The 19706-nt window shown below is 46.1% G+C and carries 16 protein-coding genes; 11 read left to right on the top strand and 5 right to left on the bottom strand.

All coding sequences use genetic code 11. The features are described from left to right. Positions 1 to 15: 15 nt before the first annotated feature. The gene (locus DR864_RS26885; RefSeq protein WP_114069863.1) at positions 16 to 663 is read left to right on the top strand and encodes an ABC transporter ATP-binding protein; all 648 of its coding nucleotides are present in this window, start codon (positions 16 to 18) and stop codon (positions 661 to 663) included. 99 nt (positions 664 to 762) lie between these two features. Further along, on the top strand, positions 763 to 1896 hold the full coding sequence (locus tag DR864_RS26880) for a hypothetical protein (RefSeq protein ID WP_114069862.1): 1134 nt from the start codon (positions 763 to 765) through the stop codon (positions 1894 to 1896). Between the two features lie 3 nt (positions 1897 to 1899). Here DR864_RS26880 and DR864_RS26875 read toward each other — a convergent pair whose 3' ends face one another. Beyond that, on the bottom strand, positions 1900 to 3273 hold the full coding sequence (locus DR864_RS26875; protein ID WP_114069861.1) for a sigma-54-dependent transcriptional regulator: 1374 nt from the start codon (positions 3271 to 3273) through the stop codon (positions 1900 to 1902). A gap of 262 nt (positions 3274 to 3535) precedes the next feature. Between DR864_RS26875 and DR864_RS26870 the strand changes: the two genes are divergently transcribed. From DR864_RS26870 to DR864_RS26835, 9 genes are all read left to right on the top strand, one after another. Further along, a complete protein-coding gene (locus DR864_RS26870; protein WP_114069860.1) occupies positions 3536 to 4249 on the top strand; it encodes a hypothetical protein in 714 nt (237 codons plus the stop codon). Then, positions 4137 to 5531, top strand: coding sequence for a hypothetical protein (locus DR864_RS26865; RefSeq protein ID WP_162794155.1), 1395 nt, complete (start codon positions 4137 to 4139; stop codon positions 5529 to 5531). Before DR864_RS26870 ends, DR864_RS26865 begins: the two co-directional genes overlap by 113 nt. A 24-nt stretch (positions 5532 to 5555) precedes the next feature. Continuing rightward, a complete protein-coding gene (locus DR864_RS26860; RefSeq protein WP_114069858.1) occupies positions 5556 to 8036 on the top strand; it encodes a hypothetical protein in 2481 nt (826 codons plus the stop codon). Between the two features lie 78 nt (positions 8037 to 8114). Further along, positions 8115 to 8762, top strand: a complete 648-nt coding sequence (locus tag DR864_RS26855) for a hypothetical protein (RefSeq protein WP_114069857.1) — start codon at positions 8115 to 8117, stop codon at positions 8760 to 8762. Positions 8763 to 8797: 35 nt separating this feature from the next. Further along, positions 8798 to 8938: a hypothetical protein gene (locus DR864_RS29950; protein ID WP_162794153.1), complete on the top strand. Its 141-nt coding sequence runs from the start codon at positions 8798 to 8800 to the stop codon at positions 8936 to 8938. Between the two features lie 5 nt (positions 8939 to 8943). Beyond that, complete coding sequence (locus DR864_RS26850) at positions 8944 to 9954, top strand: hypothetical protein (RefSeq protein WP_114069856.1); 1011 nt, start codon at positions 8944 to 8946, stop codon at positions 9952 to 9954. 2 nt (positions 9955 to 9956) lie between these two features. Then, entirely contained in the window at positions 9957 to 11309 is a 1353-nt protein-coding gene (locus tag DR864_RS26845) for a dipeptidase (protein ID WP_114069855.1), read from the top strand. After that, positions 11296 to 12048 carry an amidohydrolase family protein gene (locus DR864_RS26840; RefSeq protein ID WP_114069854.1) on the top strand — a complete coding sequence of 251 codons (753 nt, stop codon included), beginning with the start codon at positions 11296 to 11298 and terminating at the stop codon, positions 12046 to 12048. Before DR864_RS26845 ends, DR864_RS26840 begins: the two co-directional genes overlap by 14 nt. A 61-nt stretch (positions 12049 to 12109) precedes the next feature. Next, on the top strand, positions 12110 to 12301 hold the full coding sequence (locus DR864_RS26835; protein WP_114069853.1) for a hypothetical protein: 192 nt from the start codon (positions 12110 to 12112) through the stop codon (positions 12299 to 12301). Positions 12302 to 12438: 137 nt separating this feature from the next. Here DR864_RS26835 and DR864_RS26830 read toward each other — a convergent pair whose 3' ends face one another. The 4 genes from DR864_RS26830 to DR864_RS26815 form a co-directional block, all read right to left on the bottom strand. After that, a complete protein-coding gene (locus tag DR864_RS26830) occupies positions 12439 to 13524 on the bottom strand; it encodes a Gfo/Idh/MocA family protein (RefSeq protein WP_114069852.1) in 1086 nt (361 codons plus the stop codon). 131 nt (positions 13525 to 13655) lie between these two features. After that, positions 13656 to 15569, bottom strand: coding sequence for a DUF3858 domain-containing protein (locus DR864_RS26825; protein WP_114069851.1), 1914 nt, complete (start codon positions 15567 to 15569; stop codon positions 13656 to 13658). Positions 15570 to 15609: 40 nt separating this feature from the next. Further along, on the bottom strand, positions 15610 to 17577 hold the full coding sequence (locus DR864_RS26820) for a DUF3858 domain-containing protein (protein ID WP_162794151.1): 1968 nt from the start codon (positions 17575 to 17577) through the stop codon (positions 15610 to 15612). A 251-nt stretch (positions 17578 to 17828) separates the two neighbouring features. Beyond that, positions 17829 to 19640 (bottom strand): DNA polymerase III subunit gamma/tau, encoded by a 1812-nt coding sequence (locus tag DR864_RS26815; protein ID WP_114069849.1) that lies wholly within the window; start codon positions 19638 to 19640, stop codon positions 17829 to 17831. Positions 19641 to 19706: the final 66 nt, after the last annotated feature.

Below are 19706 nucleotides of genomic sequence, written 5' to 3'. Positions count from 1 at the left end.
CTCACCTTGCGAAACATGATTGTCATTAAAAATCTTAAAAAATCCTACGGCGGGCATTTGGTAATCCAAGTGCCCGACTTGGTTTTGACGGAAGGTATTCACTGGTTTAAAGGAGCAAATGGCTCGGGGAAAACCACTTTTTTTAGAACATTAGCGGGAATGTTACCGTTTGAGGGTGAAATTACACTCGGCGGAATGGACATACGCCGCGACCACACCACCTACCGGCTCAGCATCAACTACGGCGAAGCCGAACCCGATTACCCTGAATTCTTAACGGCCAACGACCTCATTCAATTTGTGGCAACCGCCAAACGGGCCAAGGCGGTGCAAGTAGACCAACTCATTGACACCCTCGGAATTGAGCCATTTTTATATCAACCTACGGGCACTTACTCCAGCGGAATGCTAAAAAAAACGTCATTGGCGTTGGCATTTTTGGGCAATCCTAAAGTCATTATTTTGGACGAACCGCTCATTACGATTGACGATTCTACGGTGTTGAAAGTATACGAACTTGTCCGCGATTATCACGCCCAGGGGGTCAGTTTTTTGTTATCATCACATCAAGATTTTATGTTTGAAAAACTGCCAATACAAACAGTTTTCCGTGTTAAAAATCACTCAATTCAACCAGAATCAATTTCGACTCATCGGCCCTAAGTACGTCCGGTTAAACACTGCGCGGGCGCGGAACACCCCGTAGTAGCTCCCTTTTCAGTTTTTTGTTTTTCATTTTTCAGTTCTCAACCCATTCATCCCTTGCTTTCACTTTGGAACATCCTATATAAAACCCTCGTTCGGGAATATTACCGCCAAAATACCGGGTTTCTGTTTTTAAGCCTGATGTTTGGATTTGGTATTCTTCGCCCCGAAGACCACATAGCCCTATCGGCCTACGTGTTTGCCTCCCCTTTTTTGTTGCTGCTGGTTTTTGGACTTTGGGCGTTGTATCATCTTAAAACGCTTTTTTTTGTTCGGCAACGATTCCTGTGGGATTCGCACGCATTTCTATATGAATTGGTGTTGATTCCCAAATCCATCCGTTGGATTCTACTCTGGGGAATTCAAATGATGCTTTGGCTGCCCGTGTTGGCGTATGCCGCCTTTGTAGGTTATTATGGCTGGAAACTGGGGCAACCCGAAGCCGTCATTATAACGGCTAGTTATTTACTAATTTTGCCGCTCACGGGCGTATGGGCATACGAATACCGGCTGTTTCGCCCCAATCCCGATACCCATCTCAATCAACTTTCAGCCTTCTTCAATCGCCGATTTACCAAACCATATTGGTCGTATTTTGTGCTGTATTTATTCAATAAAGCGCCCATTTTGCTGTTTTTGACCAAAGCTTTTACCTGCGTCGTGGTGGTGGGAGTCTGTAAAATCTATCCTACCGACACCTACGATGAGCGTCTGTTTTCGCTGGCTGGAACTGCCATCGGCATTGTACACGTGGTGTTAGTGCTGCATTTATATGAATTTGAACATGTGCAACTTCCCATGCTCCGCAACCTTCCCTTTACGTTGGCGCAACGATTCTACAAGTACAGCGGTTTATTTGCATTGCTTATGCTTCCCGAAACACTTTTTCTGTTTCGTTACCTGCCCAAAGAAATAAGTTTTTTGTATACAGTTGAGTGGTGGGGGCTATTAATCAGTCTGCTATGGCTGATTTTCGGGCGTTTTTTACAGAAACACCATACCATGGAGCATTTGCTGAAGCTCGGAATCTACACGTTCATTGCACTCTACTTTGTGATTATGTTTAGGGTGCCTATTTTAGTGATTATCACCCTCTGTATCGGAGCAGGGATATTCCTGTTTCATCGGCATTATTATCGTTCCGAATACTTGATTGATTCCAAGGCATTGGAACCCCGCCCAGAAGATTAGCCATTATTCCTCTTGTTTTCGGGTTTTCCGAAACTGAATGGCTCGGCTCGTAATACCCAAACGATTGGCCGCCTGAGCCACACGCCCTTTCTCCCGACGCAATGTCAATTCAATCGCCGTTTGGGTGGTCAAATCCCTCAACTCCCGCAAGTTCAACCCACGCTCTAGTATCTTCTGAATGGCATTCTGGTATTCATCGTTTGAAGAAGGTAACGATTCTACCAAAATCTGACGCTCAGGGCGGTCAAGGCTCGGAATATCGGCCAATGTAATCGGACTTTTGCCTACATGCTGATTGGCAATCCGCTGAATTAATTGCTGTAGTTCACGCACATTGCCTTGGTAAGAGCGGCAGGTCAAATAAGCCATAAGTGAAGCATCAATAGACGGCAGGTCTCTTTTTTGGAAAGATTTTTCAAAAAAACGCTGCGCCAAAAGGGGTATATCTTCGCGTCGTTCTTCCAAAGATGGCACTTTACAAACCCAAGACGACAAGCGATAATACAAATCCAGCCGAAATCTTCCATTGCGAACCTCTTGGTCCAGCAGTCGATTGGTGGCACCCACTAACCGGAACACCGTTTTTTTCCAAAAATTATCTCCGATGGGTTTATACATACCTTCCTGAATCACGCGCAATAACTCCGCCTGTAAGCGTAGCGGCAATTCGCCGATTTCGTCCAAAAAAAGGGTGCCATTATTGGCCAATGAAAAAGCACCTTCGCGGGCGTTGACTGCTCCTGTAAAAGCTCCTTTTTCGTGTCCAAAAAACTCACTTCCAGATAGTTCTGGCGAAATCGTAGTACAATCTACCAACACAATATTTCCTTTGGGACGACGTGGATCAAAATGATGCACCAATCGGGAAAGCATTTCTTTGCCCGTGCCACTTTCTCCGATAATTAACACTGAAGACTCCGAATACGTCGCAATCTCAATCATTTCGCGAAGGGTATTTTTCCAAATGGCAGACTCTCCGATGAGGTTTTCTTTTACAAAATCGGTTTGTATCAATCCCTCAATCGTATGCCAACGATTAAGCTGCTCTTCAATAACCTGATGAATCAGCGGAGTATGTTCAAAATCATACACTTTCGATGCTCCCGCAAATAGCAACTCCCAGATCACTTCCGAGCGGTACATCTCGTTGTCAAAAATCACCACAATCGTTCGCTCATGCCGCTGAAACGCTTCTTCCAATAAAACACAGACGGCGTCGGAGGTATCAGCAGTATCCAGCAAAATCAATCCAGGAGCAGAGGCCACAAAATGGTCTTTAACACATGCCTTGATAGTAGCGAGTGATTTCAATAACGCGTCTCGCGAACGTTGAGAATGGCGCGTGAAATCCTTATACCAAATCGTTGGGTATTTCATAATTCTGCGCGGTAAAAAATAATACGGGGTGACGAAAATACTAAAAATGATTTCGAAAACAAGCAAAAGACCTGACTACTTACTAAACGGTAAATCGCCCTAAACACGGTGCGAAAAAATGTTCGCATTGTCGCTTAAAAAAAGCGAACAACACTTCGCGTCTATTTACTAAAACAATCCAAAATGGCGTTTTGACCCACTGGCACGGCATTAGTAATCAGGAAGTTCAAAACAATTCAATTCACTTTAACTCTTTTCAATCATGCACAACATTGATCGTACCGTCGGCGAAACAGGGTTTGAATTTGGCAATGAATTCGGACAAGAGTCTTTCGAATTTGGCAACGAAACCTTTGAATTTGGCAATGAAACCTTTGAGTTTGGCAACGAGATGTCAGGCGAAATGCACGAAGCACTGGAAATGGAATTGGCCACCGAGTTGCTCTCGGTCAGCAACGAGGCAGAGTTGGAGCAATTTCTGGGTGGACTGTTCAAAAAAGTAGCGAGCGGAGTCAGCAACTTTGCCAAATCATCGGCAGGAAAGGCCTTGGGAGGAATGCTCAAAAGTGTAGCGAAAAAAGCCCTTCCCATCGCAGGGGCAGCCTTGGGCAATTTGGTAGTGCCCGGTGTAGGAGGAGCCATTGGCGGAAAATTGGCAGGAATGGCCGGAAAAGCATTTGGGCTGGAGTTGGAAGGATTAAGCGCAGAAGACCGCGAATTTGAAGTTGCCCGGGCGTATGTGCGTTTTGCTTCCGATGCTGCTCGCCGTACCGCCCGCTCGCCTCAGCTTTCGTACCAGCCCCAACAGGCCGCCCGTACTGCCATGATAGAATCTGCCCGTCGGTATGCACCAGGTCTGATGAGTGCTCCCACTTCGTACGGCAGCAACGCTTACCCCAGCAGCACTCCAACTGGGGGCGGACGCAGCGGGCGCTGGGTACGTCGGGGAAGTAGCATTATCATTTACGGCATCTAAAAATCCCTCCGACATGATTCGGGACTATCTCAAAAACGAAGCCCTTTCGATGCTCACCCGGCTAGGGCAGTTGCAACCTTTTTCATTGAGTACCCCCATGGTAAGCGCGGCTGGTCCTTCCAACGAAGCACTCAGGGCCATCACCAACCATTTGGTGAGTGCTAAAACGGAACTCCGGCAAAAGGTACAAACTTACCTAGCCCAACTGAGGGGCGAGGCGGACGAAACCTTTGGCAATGCCGCCGAAGCGCAGGCAGCTTATGCGGTATTAAAGCTTCGATTTAATAATATACTCGATCAGTTGGATATTTTTGCCGATGTCCTTACCCAACGTTCTGAACACCAAACAGGCGTCTGGATTGCGGGTTTAGATGTGGTAGCAACCGATGCGCTGGCACCGCAAGATGGGTTATATGAGATTCCTCCAGTGATGTGTTTTTTGGAACGGGGGCACGGAGCGGCCATTCGACGTGCCCGTACCCGCCTGCCAGGGGGTGATTATAATCCAGTTGCTATCATCCAAGTGCCACGGGAACGAATGATTGGTAGCGGAATCGCCTCTTCATTGATTCATGAAGTGGGTCATCAGGGCGCTGCGTTGCTGAATCTGGTAGAAACGTTACGAAAAGATCTCAAAAATAAAATCGCCCAGGCACCTCCCTCCCACCACATTGCTTGGACCCTGTACGAACGATGGATTTCGGAGATTGTGGCTGACTTTTGGGCCACGGGCCATTTGGGTATTACCGCCACGCAGGGCTTGATGAATGTCGTGAGTTTGCCAAAGTACTTCATGTTTCGTATCAAACTCGACGACCCGCACCCTTTTCCGTGGATTCGTGTCAAGCTGAGTCTGTCGGCAGGCGCCTTGCTCTATCCCGACCCGCAATGGCAACGATTTGAGCATCTCTGGCAACAGCTTTATCCTTTGGAAGATTTGGAGGAAGATAAACGGGGTATCATCAGGGACTTGGAACAGGTCATGCCTGAATTCACCGAACTGTTGACTAACCACCACTCCAAATATCTGACAAACAAGGCGTTGAAGGATATTTTTCCGTACGAAGACCGTCAACCTGAGCGATTAAGGGAGCTCTATTCAACCGTCGCCAGCCAACCAGCAACCGATGACAGCGCCCTCTCTCCTTCCCTGACATTTGCGGTCATTGGGCAGGCCCGGGCCGATGGGCGCGTCAATGCCACCACCGAAAGCTATCTTCTTTCCCGATACCTCAACCGCTGGGCCTTGGGAAGGGCCGAAAGCCGAGGAAAATTGAATTAATTCCTATTTAAAACAATTAAAATCATGGAAAATAAAACACCTTCCAAAATCCTACTAATTCCTCCGACCCCTCCAAATTGGACTACTGCTTACTGGCAACTGATGTTTCAGGTCATAGCCTCCGACGGGACTCCCATCTTGCTCGACGCCCTCAATGACTATAGCTGGAATTTCGTCATCAGAAAAGAGGGAGTGGATGTGTTAGAAGATAAGGGAATTCAGCATTTATTGGCCACTGATAGTTCCATTGAACCGTCCGTTGCCTACCCGATGGCCATGTCTGAATTGAAGGAAGTGGCTGAACGATACGGAGTCGGAACATATGAGGTATTATTTGTGTGCATTGATAAAGAAATCAATTACTTATACTGTGAGCCAGCAACCATTAAATTAACACCTCCCAAAGGCAACTCACTTAACTTGCTAAGCGTAAACGTCGATTTAAAGAACACCAAAGAGGATGTTAGACGCATTGAAAGGGATGTCCAAGAAATCAAAGTGAAAGTAGATGGGCTAGGCACAAAGTTTGACCAAAACTTTGAAAGATTGGGCAGTAAAATAGAAGAGTGTCTGAAAGAAAAATGCCCCCCAGAGCCCGAAGTTCCCGAGGAAGTTACGTCTCTTCTGTTCGAATTGTGCGATTCGGTCATTGACGAAAACACCAATCAACCGATCATGGGTTTCATGACGGTCCATATCAACGGAGAGCCCGTCACAGATGTGGAAAGAATCAAAAAGCACAACATTGTTTTTAAAGCGACGCAGTGCGGAAAGATTGACCTCCAGCATGATATTGCGCTTGATACCCTGCTTAGGGAGCAGCAATATCAGTTATTGAGTAATACCCAGAAACCTGAAAAACTACTTTGGTCACTTCCCAATGAGGAGTTTAAAAACCTATTTCAAAAATTCGGTAAACTGGGCGGTATCAAATTTGTTCCATCGGTTCCAGAATATGACGCAAAGGGAAAGCTGAGCAACTACCGGCATTATCCTCCCCAAGAACTCATCTTCGGTGGGGCAGATACTGGGATGCGAAAAGGGCTAGAAAACGTAAAAGAAGCACTCAATCGGGGCTCGAAAGTATATTTACAAAGGGCAAATACCGAAGATTTTGAACATTCGACCCAACAACTATGGGACGCTCTCAAGGCCCGAGTGCCTGACTTTCGCCTCTTTGACAGCCTGATGGACGGAATTCTGGGAGGGCAAAGCACCGGGCAGGTTCCGCCCATTGCACTTCGTCCCCCTTCGACCCGTCTAGCTGATTTGCGAAAAATTGGGCAAAATTCAAGAATTGCTAATCAGGTTACGAGCCGCAACGAGCAGCTTCATCCCTTGCCATTTACTAACATCAATGCGTATCGACTGCTCAAATCAGCCGCACAGGCTTATTTGTGGGCCACCAACAACGTCTATACTGGCACCATTGATTCTTACATCGACAGTTATCCAAGTTCTAACGCGGACGACGGTGATTACACACCTTATCTCCAAAACATTCTGAGTCGACTTGATGAATGGCGCGATGATTTATTGGCCAGCCATCCGTTGGCCCCAAATGTCTTTGGCATCAATTATTTGCCAGGCATTGAGCTTATCTGGAGCTACTGGGTAGAGCAGGGAATGTTGGTACAAACCATGAACGCCATCAGTTTAAGGTTTCAGAACATCTCCACCAACCAAGGCACCGATCCTTTGTCTCAACTCGATATTGACCCACTACGACCGCTGGCCAACCTGTTTTGGGGATATATTCAGGATGAACAACACACCCTGACCATCAAACGCCGCGCCTATGAATACGACCATACCTACGGATTGTCGTTGCAGGGACGAGCGGTGCCTACCTTCAAATCAGTCGATAGTCGTTCGAAGTTTCTGGAAGCTTTTCATAATTTACTACACGGCACGTCAATTTATTTCAAAGAATCTGACGACACGACCCGCATTGCCGATGCTTTTCCCATCCTCAACAACCTGCGAGAAGTGCATTTACTATTGGCCGAAGGTAACCACAATGCCTACGGAAACCTGACTTGGACGGCCCGTCAGGAAATGATGCTCCAACAGTATTTGCTGGCTCGGCCAGAAATGAGGGAGTTTTTGGGCGGCCGTATCATGGTACCTTATCGTGAGGGTTGGATGGACCGCGTAGACCGCATGAAGCAAATTCAGAACTGGGGCAGTACGAGTATTACCCATTATTACGATTTGGCGCAGTACGGTGAAATCATTCTGCTTTCAATTCGGGTGCATGACTGGTCCAACGAAGAAAGTACCATCGTAGCTGGCAGTTGGGCAACCAACTTCCGCGATAATATTCAGCGCTACATTCACTCCTACCGCACGGTTACGGGAGTGGACCTTTCGGCCGATGCTCAGCAATCCGAAGCTAGTTATATGCAGCCGTCGGTGTTGATTCAGCGTCGTTTGATGACCGAGAAAAACGGCCCGCAACGCAACAGCCGTATTGTAGGTCCCAGCCAGCCGACACGTTATTAAACAAGCTTTCACGTTTCTCTCTGAATCTATTTTTTGTAAAAAAGGATTCAGAGAGAACTCAAAACGTTTTTCAGCATCATGCAATTCTTTGACGAAAACGAGCCTTTTGATTACGATGAGCCAGTGGAAGAACCTGTAGCGCAGGACGACTGGCAGAGCCTGACCACGTTATTGGACAATGCGGATGATTTCCGCCCCTTCGATCTTACCGATAGTTGGGATACTCCGCCAGAGCGGTCATCGGCGGTCATTCGCATCATTTTTCGGCGACAGGTACCCTCATCGGCATTCCAACATTTCAGCGAAGACCCACCGACCATCTATCGTAGAACAAACACTGGAACGCCCACTACTCCGTACCTGTACACCGATGAATCGAGAAACGGCCTAGTCTTTTTGCCCGAACCCGATGCCCGCGCAATGAACATGGTCACGTGGCAGCCCACTTCAGCCACCACACACGTACACCCTGAAAGCCAAGCCATTGAATGGCTAAAACGACAGCGACAGGTAAACCCATTATTTGCTGATAACATTCAGAGAGTCCAGATGCTGATTCAGGATCAACCCTGCAAAAGCTGCCTCAACGGCCTTAAATCATCCATGGGCCAGGCGCTTCCCGCCAATGCCAATGTCAGGATTCGTTGGATAAAACCACGAAACCGCTTTGCATCATTTCAGGAAAGACGCTATCAGCCCAAGGTAAACCGTTGGTCGACACGCTGATCTGAGTCAATCACCCTTTAATTCATTTTACAACCATGCGATTTTTACCTGAAATACCGGCACGCCCACAGTACGGAACGATTCTTTTCAGCACTTGGGAAGTGCTCCTAAAAACCGTACCACTGAATGTAAAAAAAACAGTATTAATCGAACTGCGACGCCGTTCTAAACGATAAAAACTATGCAGCCTTATCACATCCCTCCCTCTCAAGCATCTCCTTCAATCAATGCTGAATTGGAAGCCGAATTTGAAACTTGGCGCGAAAGTCTCTCTGCTTTTTGGAGACGCAATAAAGCCAAAGCGCAAAAATTAGGTGCGGTAGCAGGTATTCTTGCGCGGCTGGCATCACCAGGCACCCCGTCGGATACAAAGCCACCCGTACAACATACCGCCGCTGCCGACTGGCAGCAGGTTCAGGACAAACGACGAAAAGACGGTACCGAGCAAACAACCAAAAAAGACACTCCCACAGGGGGCAAAGAGCTTGAGAACACCTTTTTGGGCGAAATTCTTACCGAAAGTTACGCCAAAAACGCACTGAATCCAGACTATGAAATGGCGGTATTGGTCAATGAGCTAAGTGGAATATACGACCGATTGAAAGAAGTCCGCGGGGTTCAGTCGATATTGGCAGAAGTCTTACTGGAGGCACTGGAACTGGAAACCTACGAGCAAAACAAAACCAAAAAATGGTCGGACATCAAAACACAGGGGTCTAAAGCCGAAAACGCCATCAAGGCCAGCGCCCGATTTGACGCCCGAAAACTTCATTTTGGCAACCCTTCCTCGCTTCAACCCATTGGCATTGAAGTACATCACTGGATTCCTTTCAAATATGCCGATTTGTTTGACAACGTCACCCTGGAACAATTGAATAAACAAACCGTTCCCCTCTCCGCGACCACTCACGCAATCGTAGGGGCGGCGATTGACAAGGCCGTTGCGGGCAAAACGACCAAAGACCAAAAGAAAACTGCCATCATCAAGGTGTTGAAAAGAATGGGGGAATTTAAAGGACAAAAAATCGTGCTCAGTCCAACTTACTTCGACTACAAAGAAGATCGGAATTTTTTACCCTCTTCCCGGGTAGGTAAAGGCGTAAAAATCGGGGTGCTGCGCAACATCCCCAACTTTAAGGCACACTTCGGACTATCGAAAGAACTGGAATTTGAAGCAGTAAATTTCTTTTGAACATGTACACTCGCGCGCTCAACGAATGGAAAGAATTTGTTCGAATTCCAAGCGTGAGTTCGGGTTCTGCTCACCGTTCTCATCTGTTTGATTGCGCCGATTGGCTGGTTAAACATCTCCAAAAGATGGGAATGCAACGGGTAGTACAACTCACTACTGGGGTAGCGCCACCCGTCGTATATGCCGAAGAGTTGATTGATACGGCCAAACCTACCTTATTGATTTATGGGCATTATGATGTACAACCCCCCGACCCACTCAACGAATGGGAAACACCCCCTTTTGCGCCTACCGTTCGGGGGGATTATCTTTACGGGAGGGGCGTTTCTGACGATAAAGGTCAACTGTTTTTACACCTTAAAGCCGTGGAAAGCCTCATGGCCGAACATCGCCTTCCCATCAATATCAAGTGTTTATTTGAAGGGGAAGAAGAAATCGGAAGCCAACATTTAAGCAATGTTTTAGGCACACACCAAGCTTTGTTTAAAGCTGATTGCGCCGTGGTGTCAGACATGCGTATGCTGGACCTGCACCAACCCGCCCTGACCTACGGCCTGCGGGGCAATATTCATGCTGAGTTGTTGGTAACACGGCATGGTACAGATCTGCATTCGGGCGTATATGGTGGAATTGCATCAAACCCAATCCACGGTTTAGCGCATATCATTGCAAAGTTACATACCTCCAAAGGACAAATAGCATTACCAAGCTTTTATGATGACGTATTCAAAATCTCGGCCGCAGAACGTACATATATGAGAAAAAATGGCCCTTCAAATGCCCAACTAAGGCAGGAGATACAAATGGCGGATGGCATAGGAGAAGAATGTTACACCGCCTACGAGCGACTTACCATTCGGCCTTCTCTCACCGTAACGGGTATTTCGGGGGGATACGAAGGAGAAGGCAGCAAAGGCGTGATTCCTCGGCAGGCCCGGGCAAAACTAAATTTTAGGTTGGTTCCTCATCAGGATTCTAACCAGGTAGCCCAATCTTTATCGCGGTATGTTGCTCAACAATGCCCATCTGGGCTACGCGTGGAAGTCTCCGTTACGGCCCAAAGCAACGCCTACCAAGTGAATCCCGACGAACGTGTTTTTCAGGCAGCGTCCTCCGCCTGTCAAAGTGTATTCGGTCGCAAACCTGTATTGCTGCGCTCAGGAGGCAGCATTCCCATCGTCAGCACTTTGGCGGGGCAATTACGACTCCCCGTGGTCATGATGGGTTTTGCTTCTCCATTCGACAACCTGCACGCGCCTAACGAAAGATTTTATATTCCCAATTTCTTTCGTGGGGTAGAAACCTCCAAACAGTTTATCAGAAACCTTGAATTCATGCACCATGCTTATCATTGATTGCCACTGTCACGCCGGAGAAGGCGACGGGCTTACGGGCCCTTGGGATACACGAGCTTCGTTGAAAAAATTCATGCAATGGTCGGCCGAAGCAGGAATTCAAAAAACGGTTTTGTTTGCCGCTTTTCACACCGATTATACCAAGGCCAATGCCCAAACCGCCCAAATCGTCGGTCGCTATCCAGCACGTTTCTATGGATTTGCGTTTGTTCATGCCGAGCGCGACCGGGGTAGAATTCATTCTATGGTGCAAACGGCCGTCGAAGAGTATGGCTTTTGCGGCATCAAGGTGCATCGCCACGACGCCCGCATCTCGCGTGAAATATGCATCGCCGCCAGGGCATTCAACATTCCCGTTTTGTACGACCCCACTGGCGAAACTTCGACTATTGAACTCATCGCAACTGAGTACCGGGACGTCAACTTTATTATTCCCCATTTGAGCAGTTTTGCCGATGATTGGCGAGCGCAGTTAGCTTTTCTGGACCTTTTGGCCCGGCACCCGAATGTGTACACCGACACATCTGGCGTACGACGTTTTGATTTGTTGGAAATGGCCTATCAACGAGCGGGTGCAAGCAAGATTTTATTCGGAACCGATGGGCCGTGGCTGCATCCTGCCGTTGAAATCGCAAAAATCTATGCTCTGAAAGCGCCACTAGAAGACCTTCAGCTCATGCTGGGAGAGAATTTTCTAAAATTAACTTCTAAAGTTAAGACAAAACAATCTACCTATTGATGCACATGTTGGATGCTTCCTGCAAAAGCCCTATTTTCGCCCCCATAAACCAACATTGATAATGAAACGTACGATTGGAACAATTCTCACCAGCATGGGCATCATTTTTATTCTTTTTGCCTGCATCGCCTTCATGTCCGACAAAGCAGTCTTAGGATTCACGCTCACCAAATGGGAAACCCTCGTGCCTTTTGTCGTTGGAGCATTGTTTTTATTTGTGGGAGTAGGAATGCTGAACAAAGTAGCGGATTAGCGCACCAGCATTTCACATTTTTCAGTCCCTATAGGCAAACGAAAACCCCATATTTTATTGTGATTGAAAGACTTAGAGTATAAAAAAAGCGAGACAACTGCCTCGCTCCCCGTTATAAAGTTGAATAAAGTCCTGAATTAAATTTTAATCATCTTCCCGCCAGCGGCTACGGATTTGTAAATAGCTTCTACCACGCGAATGTCGCGCAGACCTTCTTCGCCAGGGGCAATCAGCGCAGTACCTTTCATGAGGGCTTCGGCATCTTCGTCGAGTTGTCGGGCCTGCTGATTTTCGAGGGGGAAATTGATTGGCCCCAGTGGGCTACTTCCTTTGTTTCCGGTGTAGCTCGAAAACGGCTCCATTTTAAACCAACCTTTTTCGCAATTGGCTTGTAAATAATTCATGTTGATGCCAAAACTGGTATGACAGGCCGCCAATGCACCGCTCGGAAATTCCAACTGGAACGTAGCCGTTTCTTCCACTTCTTTGTAAATATCGGGGCGTGTAGTATGAAACTGCGCCGTGACCGAAATCGGCTCTTCGCCCGTGGCCAAGCGCGCTCCCTGAAGAGCATACACGCCCATGTCGCCCATGACACCGCCCCCGAGGGCTTTGTTTTGTTTCCAGTGGGTAGTGCGGGCGTCAAAATATCCTGCACCGCAGGTCACCATGCGGACTTTTCCGAAGGTACTCTCTTTGGCAAATTTCTGATACGCTTGCGTATTGGGGTCATGCTGACAACGATACCCAATCGCCAATTTTACCTTGTTATCTGCACAAGCCTTGATCATGGCTTCACAATCCGCCACGCTCGGTGCCATGGGTTTTTCGCAAAACACCTGCTTGCCCGCTTTGGCAGCCCGCACCACAAATTCGCGGTGCATACTGGGCGGCAACACCACATAGACGATGTCGATGTCGGGATTGTTGGCGATTTGGTCGAAATTTTGGTAATTATAAATATTTTTATCGGCGAGATTATATTTCTTTTTCCAGGTTTCAGCTTTTGAAGGCGTACCCGTCACAATTCCTACCAACTGGCAATTCTTGGTCAATTGCAAAGCAGGGGCCAACAAATCGGTGCTGTAGTAGCCCAACCCTACCAATACCACCCCCAATTTATCTTTTTTGGGGCGCGTAGCCGAAAACAACGTATTGGGAGATATAAGCGAAGCAGCACCGCCCAAAGCAGCCTGAATGAGAAAGTCGCGACGAGAGAACATAGGAGTCAAAGTTTGGATTTCAGCTTTATGTCAAAATAAACTTTTAACTAAAATCTACTGTAAACTATCCATAATATTGCCTTCAGGGCTATTTAAAGCCTTTTTGCAATCTTAGTCTCAACTCACCATCTTTAAGGTTTTGCAACCAAAACAAGTTGATTTTTATCGGCTTTTACCACTTTCTTTCGAAAATCCACCCATGCATTAAATTCAGCCGCTGCATAGTTTCCTTTATACATCGTCATACGACGAAGGTAAACTATCCGTTCTCCATCCAAGGAAACTGTAGCTTCATAGTGTCCAAATTTGGATACGATTTTTACAGGTTCGGGGAGATACTCAAACGTATAGCCTTTGGGTACTTCAAAGCATATACTATCTGTGTCGGTGTAATTGCTAATTATCTGAAAATCATATTTCCTTGCAGGGTTTGCCGACGGAACCGTTCGGGTCTGATTGAGCAAATTGGGCGTAATAAACATTCGGGTTCCGCTTTTATTACCTACATTTCTGGCAAAAAGCTGCACTTTTTCCTCCACCGAAGGCAAAAGTGTCGGTTCTTCTTTAAAACTGAATTTTTGTATTTCAACGGTGGGTAACGTGATGCTCTGGAGTAGTCTTCTTTTTTGGTCTTCAGCATTCAGTGCGTGTAGGGCCCCCGAATGTTCCTCCTGCTGCAATCCAGTGTATAAAGTAGTCATCTCTACCACCCCTTCCGCATTTTCATTTATTTTAACTGAAGCTGTTCGGTATTGCTGATTTTCGGATGCTTTATAAACAGGGGTCTTAACCAAACGCCCGCCCTCTTCGGTCACCAAAACCACATGACGATCTTCCGTAAAACTACCCAAATACCCATAAGGATTATGCTGATCGGTGCATTCGAGCCACACGGTGTCTTTTTCAGTAGGTACACACAAAAAAACGTGATTAAATTGAAACGAAGGGAAGTCAACTAATATATCAGATTCGTCTGCACCTGCCCGTACCAATGCCAAATAAGAATTTATGCCGACTTCATGCAACATGGCTTTCATGTACGTAGTCAATGCTTTGCAATCTCCGTACCCTTTGGCGGCTACCTCCTCTGCTTTCATTGACTGCCACCCCCCGATTCCTAGCTGAATACTCACATAACGGGTACTTCCTTGTAAATATTCATAAATGAATCGTATCTTTTCGGGAGTGGATTTTAGGGTTTTTACCTTTTCTTTTAGCATACTGACCGTTTGGGCAGGCAGCGTATAACGCTCTTTGTTAAGTTCTCCGTAAAATTTCCCTAGGTCAGCCCAAGAGGAAAGGTTACCTCGATAATCATCCACGGCAAATTCGGTAGGTCCTGTATAAACACAGGGAAGCAATCGACTCAGCTCGGCGGCGTAAGGTTCTGCCTCTATCGCTTTCAGGTTGTTAACTTCCCAGGTATAAACCATTCGTTCTTCCTGCGTTGTCACATTGGCTTTGGCTTGCATATTTTGCTCCAAATACCTCAATTTCAACCCTTTGGGCATAGAAACAACAAAACTACTTTTCTCCACCGAAGTGCCCTCCTCATTGTTCAGGATTGCCTCCCATGTGGGATAAAACATCATGTTTCGGGTGGTATATTCGTACGAAAACGCCACCGTGTAGGGATAAGATATGTGTCTTAAAAGGGCTATTTTGACAAAGCTATCCTCAATCGAGTTATCCCCTGAACTTGTGCTGTAATTTTCTATTTCACTACGTTTCAGACGCTTTATTTTCTCTCCTTTTGCATCAAAAAGCTGAGCTTCGATGTCATTGACCCGCGTAAACTTATTGTAAGGAATGACGATTGCGGCCTGAGTAGCCCCTTTTTCATCCAAAACGGTCACAGCTCCCGTAATTTTGGTGGTAGCCTGACCCGCATCTTTTACATTGAATTCCGTTTGATAAAACCGAACTACACTGTGCGCTTTTTCCCTCAATTCGGCAGGCACCAAAGACACCGCATAATTTTGGGCTTGCAGTGAAACGTCCCCAAGAAGCAGCAAAACCGCTAATATCCTTTTTTTAAGTATCATTTTAACTTCTCCTTCCAACAACTGTACCCGCTTAAAGTCCTTAATTTACTTTTTTCAACACTATCTGTTCATTATGCTTGGCGATTATTGCGTCAAAGAATGCTCTTAGCAAACCATATTCTTCAGCAGTGTAGGTAGGTTTTTTGAGTTGATAACGACTTATAAGGCTTATTTTTTGTTCATTCACTGATACTGTATACGTAAACCGCCCCCCTCCCGACGGCAAGGAAACAACGCCTGTTTTGGGCATTTCAGCTACCGCATACCCTTTGGGAATCTGAAAATTTGCCAAGAAAGTTTCTTCCGTCGAATACCCAAAATCTACGGGAAAGGCTCTTTCTTCCGCTTTAAAAGGGTTTGTGGTATAGCCTTCGCCCAGCATGGGTTTGAGGTATAACAGATTGCCAGCTTTCGTCACAAAATCGGTCATTGACACATCATAGTTAGCCTCCAGTGCCATATCAATATCATTCAGGTTTTTGTATTCCGCCTTTGTAATTGTCCAGGAAGATTTTGCTTTTTTTATCTCTTCCAAAAACTTTTCCTTGCCTTCTTCTTTAAATACATTTCTGGCACTAACTGCGCTGTAGCCTCCATACGATTTCAAAAACGTTCCAGTCAATTCTCCATCTTCACTTATGCTAAAATCTGCTTTTTCATATTCCCGGTCCTGCTCAATGGGCTGAATATTAACAAAATGAGCGTCTGTTGGATGAACCAGCCATCCTATCTGATTGAGACATTCAATTGGCAAAACCCCTGCTTTCAAAAACTCATCCGTGGCATCCAATAATACATCTTTACCATCTTTGCTTATGTGCGCCACTACATAGTTGAATTTTTTGAGAAGGGCGTATGATTCATTGATTAGTCCGTGCGAACGAGTACTAAGAACCAGAGGATTGGCATCGTAGTCCATTTCACGGAGCAAAGCAATGAGCAACAAATTCATATCTCCTGAGTCTCCTTCTTTCTTCTCTAGGACCTTTTTAAGGCTTTTAGAATAGATACTTGTTTTACCATCCCATTTTACGTTGGAAGTAACATACTTCATTGCGGCCTGCCATTGCGCGGTCGTATCTGCGTTTTTGGCTTTGATGTCAGCGGCAATGCTTTTTAGAAAATTGGTCCGTTTTAGTTGCTCTCCAAAATCGCTGTCTTCCAACAACGTCTTATTCATACTCGCATAATCCAAAGAGAAATTTTTAGTATACACACCCGTCCAATTGACGCTTGCCAGTTCAAAATCAATCTTGGAAACATAATCAGAAGGCGTTGTAATATAAGGTTCATCACGAAAAGCAGGGGCATCCTTGACCACCAAACGATACAAAACAGCCCCCATATTCTCTCCGGCAAACATCGTATTGATGGGCTTGTTTTCATTAATCGCCAGCGGCAAATAACCAGACATCAACATCCGATAAAACAGCACATCGGGAATCACAATGCGGTACTCACTCCACCTAACTGGCGTGGTTCCCTGAAAAGTCCATGTTTTGGGGTTATTGGTGAGCGACATTGGCGTTGAGATGGTATAACTAAATTCAATCACTGAGCCTTCCCTAACGTTGGGCAACGTAAATTTGTATTGAGAGTAGTTATCTGACAGTTTTTCATTAAATATCATTTCTTTGGTGAGCTTTTCCTTCACCACCTGGCCGTTCACAAAGTTGTGCGTGAATCCCTTAATATCCGTCACTAACTCATCCGTTTTACCCATTCCTCGAAAAAAAGGGATACTTATTGTAGCCCGGCCCAAAGCTGATTTTTTTAAAATCTTTATCCTTCCGTGGTACGTCAGATTGATAAAAATATCACTGCTTTTATAATCATACGTGGTTTCACCATAATCATACAAAGCCACTGCATCAGCTGTGGTGTCCAATGGATATGCTTTCATAGTGACATCATCCAGAGGGATTTCCCCAAAAACAGCTTTTTTTTCTTGAGCGAACAAAGAAGCAGTAAACAAACAGCTAATGCTGAAAAAGAAGTATTTAAACATTTGTAAGGGAGTGAAATGAGCGGAATTAAGGCATAGTTGTATTATTTTCAATAATAATTTTTTCATCTCGGATTGACAAAAAATTATTAAAAAGTGCCTTATTCTTCTAATTTCATGGGGCCGTTCGAAGGCAAAAAAAAGCTAAAAAATGGGCATAAGAGGCCTCAAGAGAGGTTTTTTACCGTTTGATAACTATTTTCAATTTCAGGTAAATATCACCTAAAAAACCAAAAAAGATTTGCTACGATTCCCTAAAAATCAACCTCCAACCCTAGCAGCCGCTGCAAGTCAAAGAGGGCGGGATTGCGCTCGGCGAGCACGTTGAATTTCTCCTGCGGTGTGTAAGGGTTGCGCTTTCCATCACTTTGCGCAATTTGGTGAGAAAGCTGAATCTGACGGTTTTGGAGCTTTCGACGAAGATAACCCAATAAGGTCGGTTTGATTTCATTGAGCAGGGTTTCCTGATGCAGGTTGTCTAATACCAACTCAATGGTCATATTCTCAAAGATAAAATCACGGTTAAGCATGATCTGCTCACTCACCGCACCGCCGTTTTGTTCCCGCATTCGGGAAAATTCAGCCCAAACTTCTTTCAGCGCCTCCATCGTCACGGGAAGGTCTTTTTCTGGCAAGGCATCTAATGCTACTTCGACAGGTTTGGAAACCTGCGTAGGTGCGGGAGTATCGGTAATGGATGTACTTAAATTGACCGTTGAGCGCAGTTTTCCCAGCGGCAATCCTTTTCCATTAGGCGCATTTTGATAGGTAATGGTAGGCTCGGCCGTTGTGGGCAACGACGAGGAGGATGCGGGATTGGCATCTGTTCTATTTACAGGATTTGCCAGCGCGTTTGGCGAAGAACCGTTATTACCTTTTTGAGCAGACGCAAGCGGTACGCCGCCCGGACCTGCCCCTACGTTAGGCTTTTTTTTTTCGTCGGCCGCGAGGGCTTCCAAATCCAGCACCTCGGTAAGCTTGGCCATTTTCATGAGGCACAGCTCTACGTGCAGCCGTTGCTGCTTCGACGCTTTGTAGTTTATATCGCACTGACCGCCAATGCTCAAAGCCGATAATAAGAAGGAAAGCGACGCCCGCGTTGATTGGTCCAGGTATTTGTTCTTGGCGGTTTCTGACACTTCGAGCAACTGTACCGTGGCAGCATCTTTTGATACCAACAGGTTACGAAAATGCTCTAACATTCCAATCACAAACAAGTGTCCGTCAAAACCTTTTTTCAGAACTTCGTTAAATGTCAAAAGTGTTTCCGAGAGGTTTCCCGTCAAAAGTGCATCCGTCAATCGGAAATAATAATCGTAGTCAAGAATGTGAAGATTTTCGAGAACCTCTTTATAACGCACCGTATTGTCGGTCGAAAAAGTCACATTAAGGTCAAACATCGAAAGCGCATCGCGCAGTCCACCGTCGGCTTTTTGGGCAATGAGTTCGAGGGCTTCGCGCTCGGTTTTGATGCCTTCTTTCTTTGCAATTTGCTCAATATGGTCGGCGATGTCGCGCGGTTGAATCCTGTTAAAATCGAAAATTTGACAACGCGACAAAATCGTCGGTAAAATCTTGTGTTTTTCCGTGGTTGCTAGAATAAAGATGGCATAGCTCGGTGGCTCTTCGAGCGTCTTCAAAAACGCATTGAACGCCGCCGAAGACAGCATATGAACCTCGTCAATGATGTAGATTTTGTACTTACCCGTTTGGGGCGGATACCGTACCTGATCAATCAGATTTCGAATATCATCGACGGAGTTGTTGGAAGCGGCATCCAATTCATGCACGTTAAAAGAGGCATTGTTTTGAAACGCCACGCAAGATTCACACACACCGCAGGGCTCAACATCCTCCGTAAGACTCTGACAATTAATGGTTTTGGCTAAAATACGCGCATTGGTCGTTTTTCCCACCCCACGCGGGCCACAAAACAAAAAAGCCTGTGCAAGGTGATTGGTACGAATTGCATTTTTGAGGGTAGTGGTAATGTGCGACTGTCCGACCACCGTATCAAACGTAACGGGGCGATATTTCCGAGCCGATACTACAAAATTGTCTGCCATGGCCGCAAGTTAGCAAGTCAATGTCTGAATTCAAACAGAAAAAACAGAGAACGTAAGTAATTGAAA

Origin of the sequence: Runella rosea, assembly GCF_003325355.1 — a bacterium.
Taxonomy (GTDB): domain Bacteria; phylum Bacteroidota; class Bacteroidia; order Cytophagales; family Spirosomataceae; genus Runella; species Runella rosea.
Note: the sequence above shows the minus strand (reverse complement) of the source record. Positions and strands in the feature narration are given on the sequence as shown.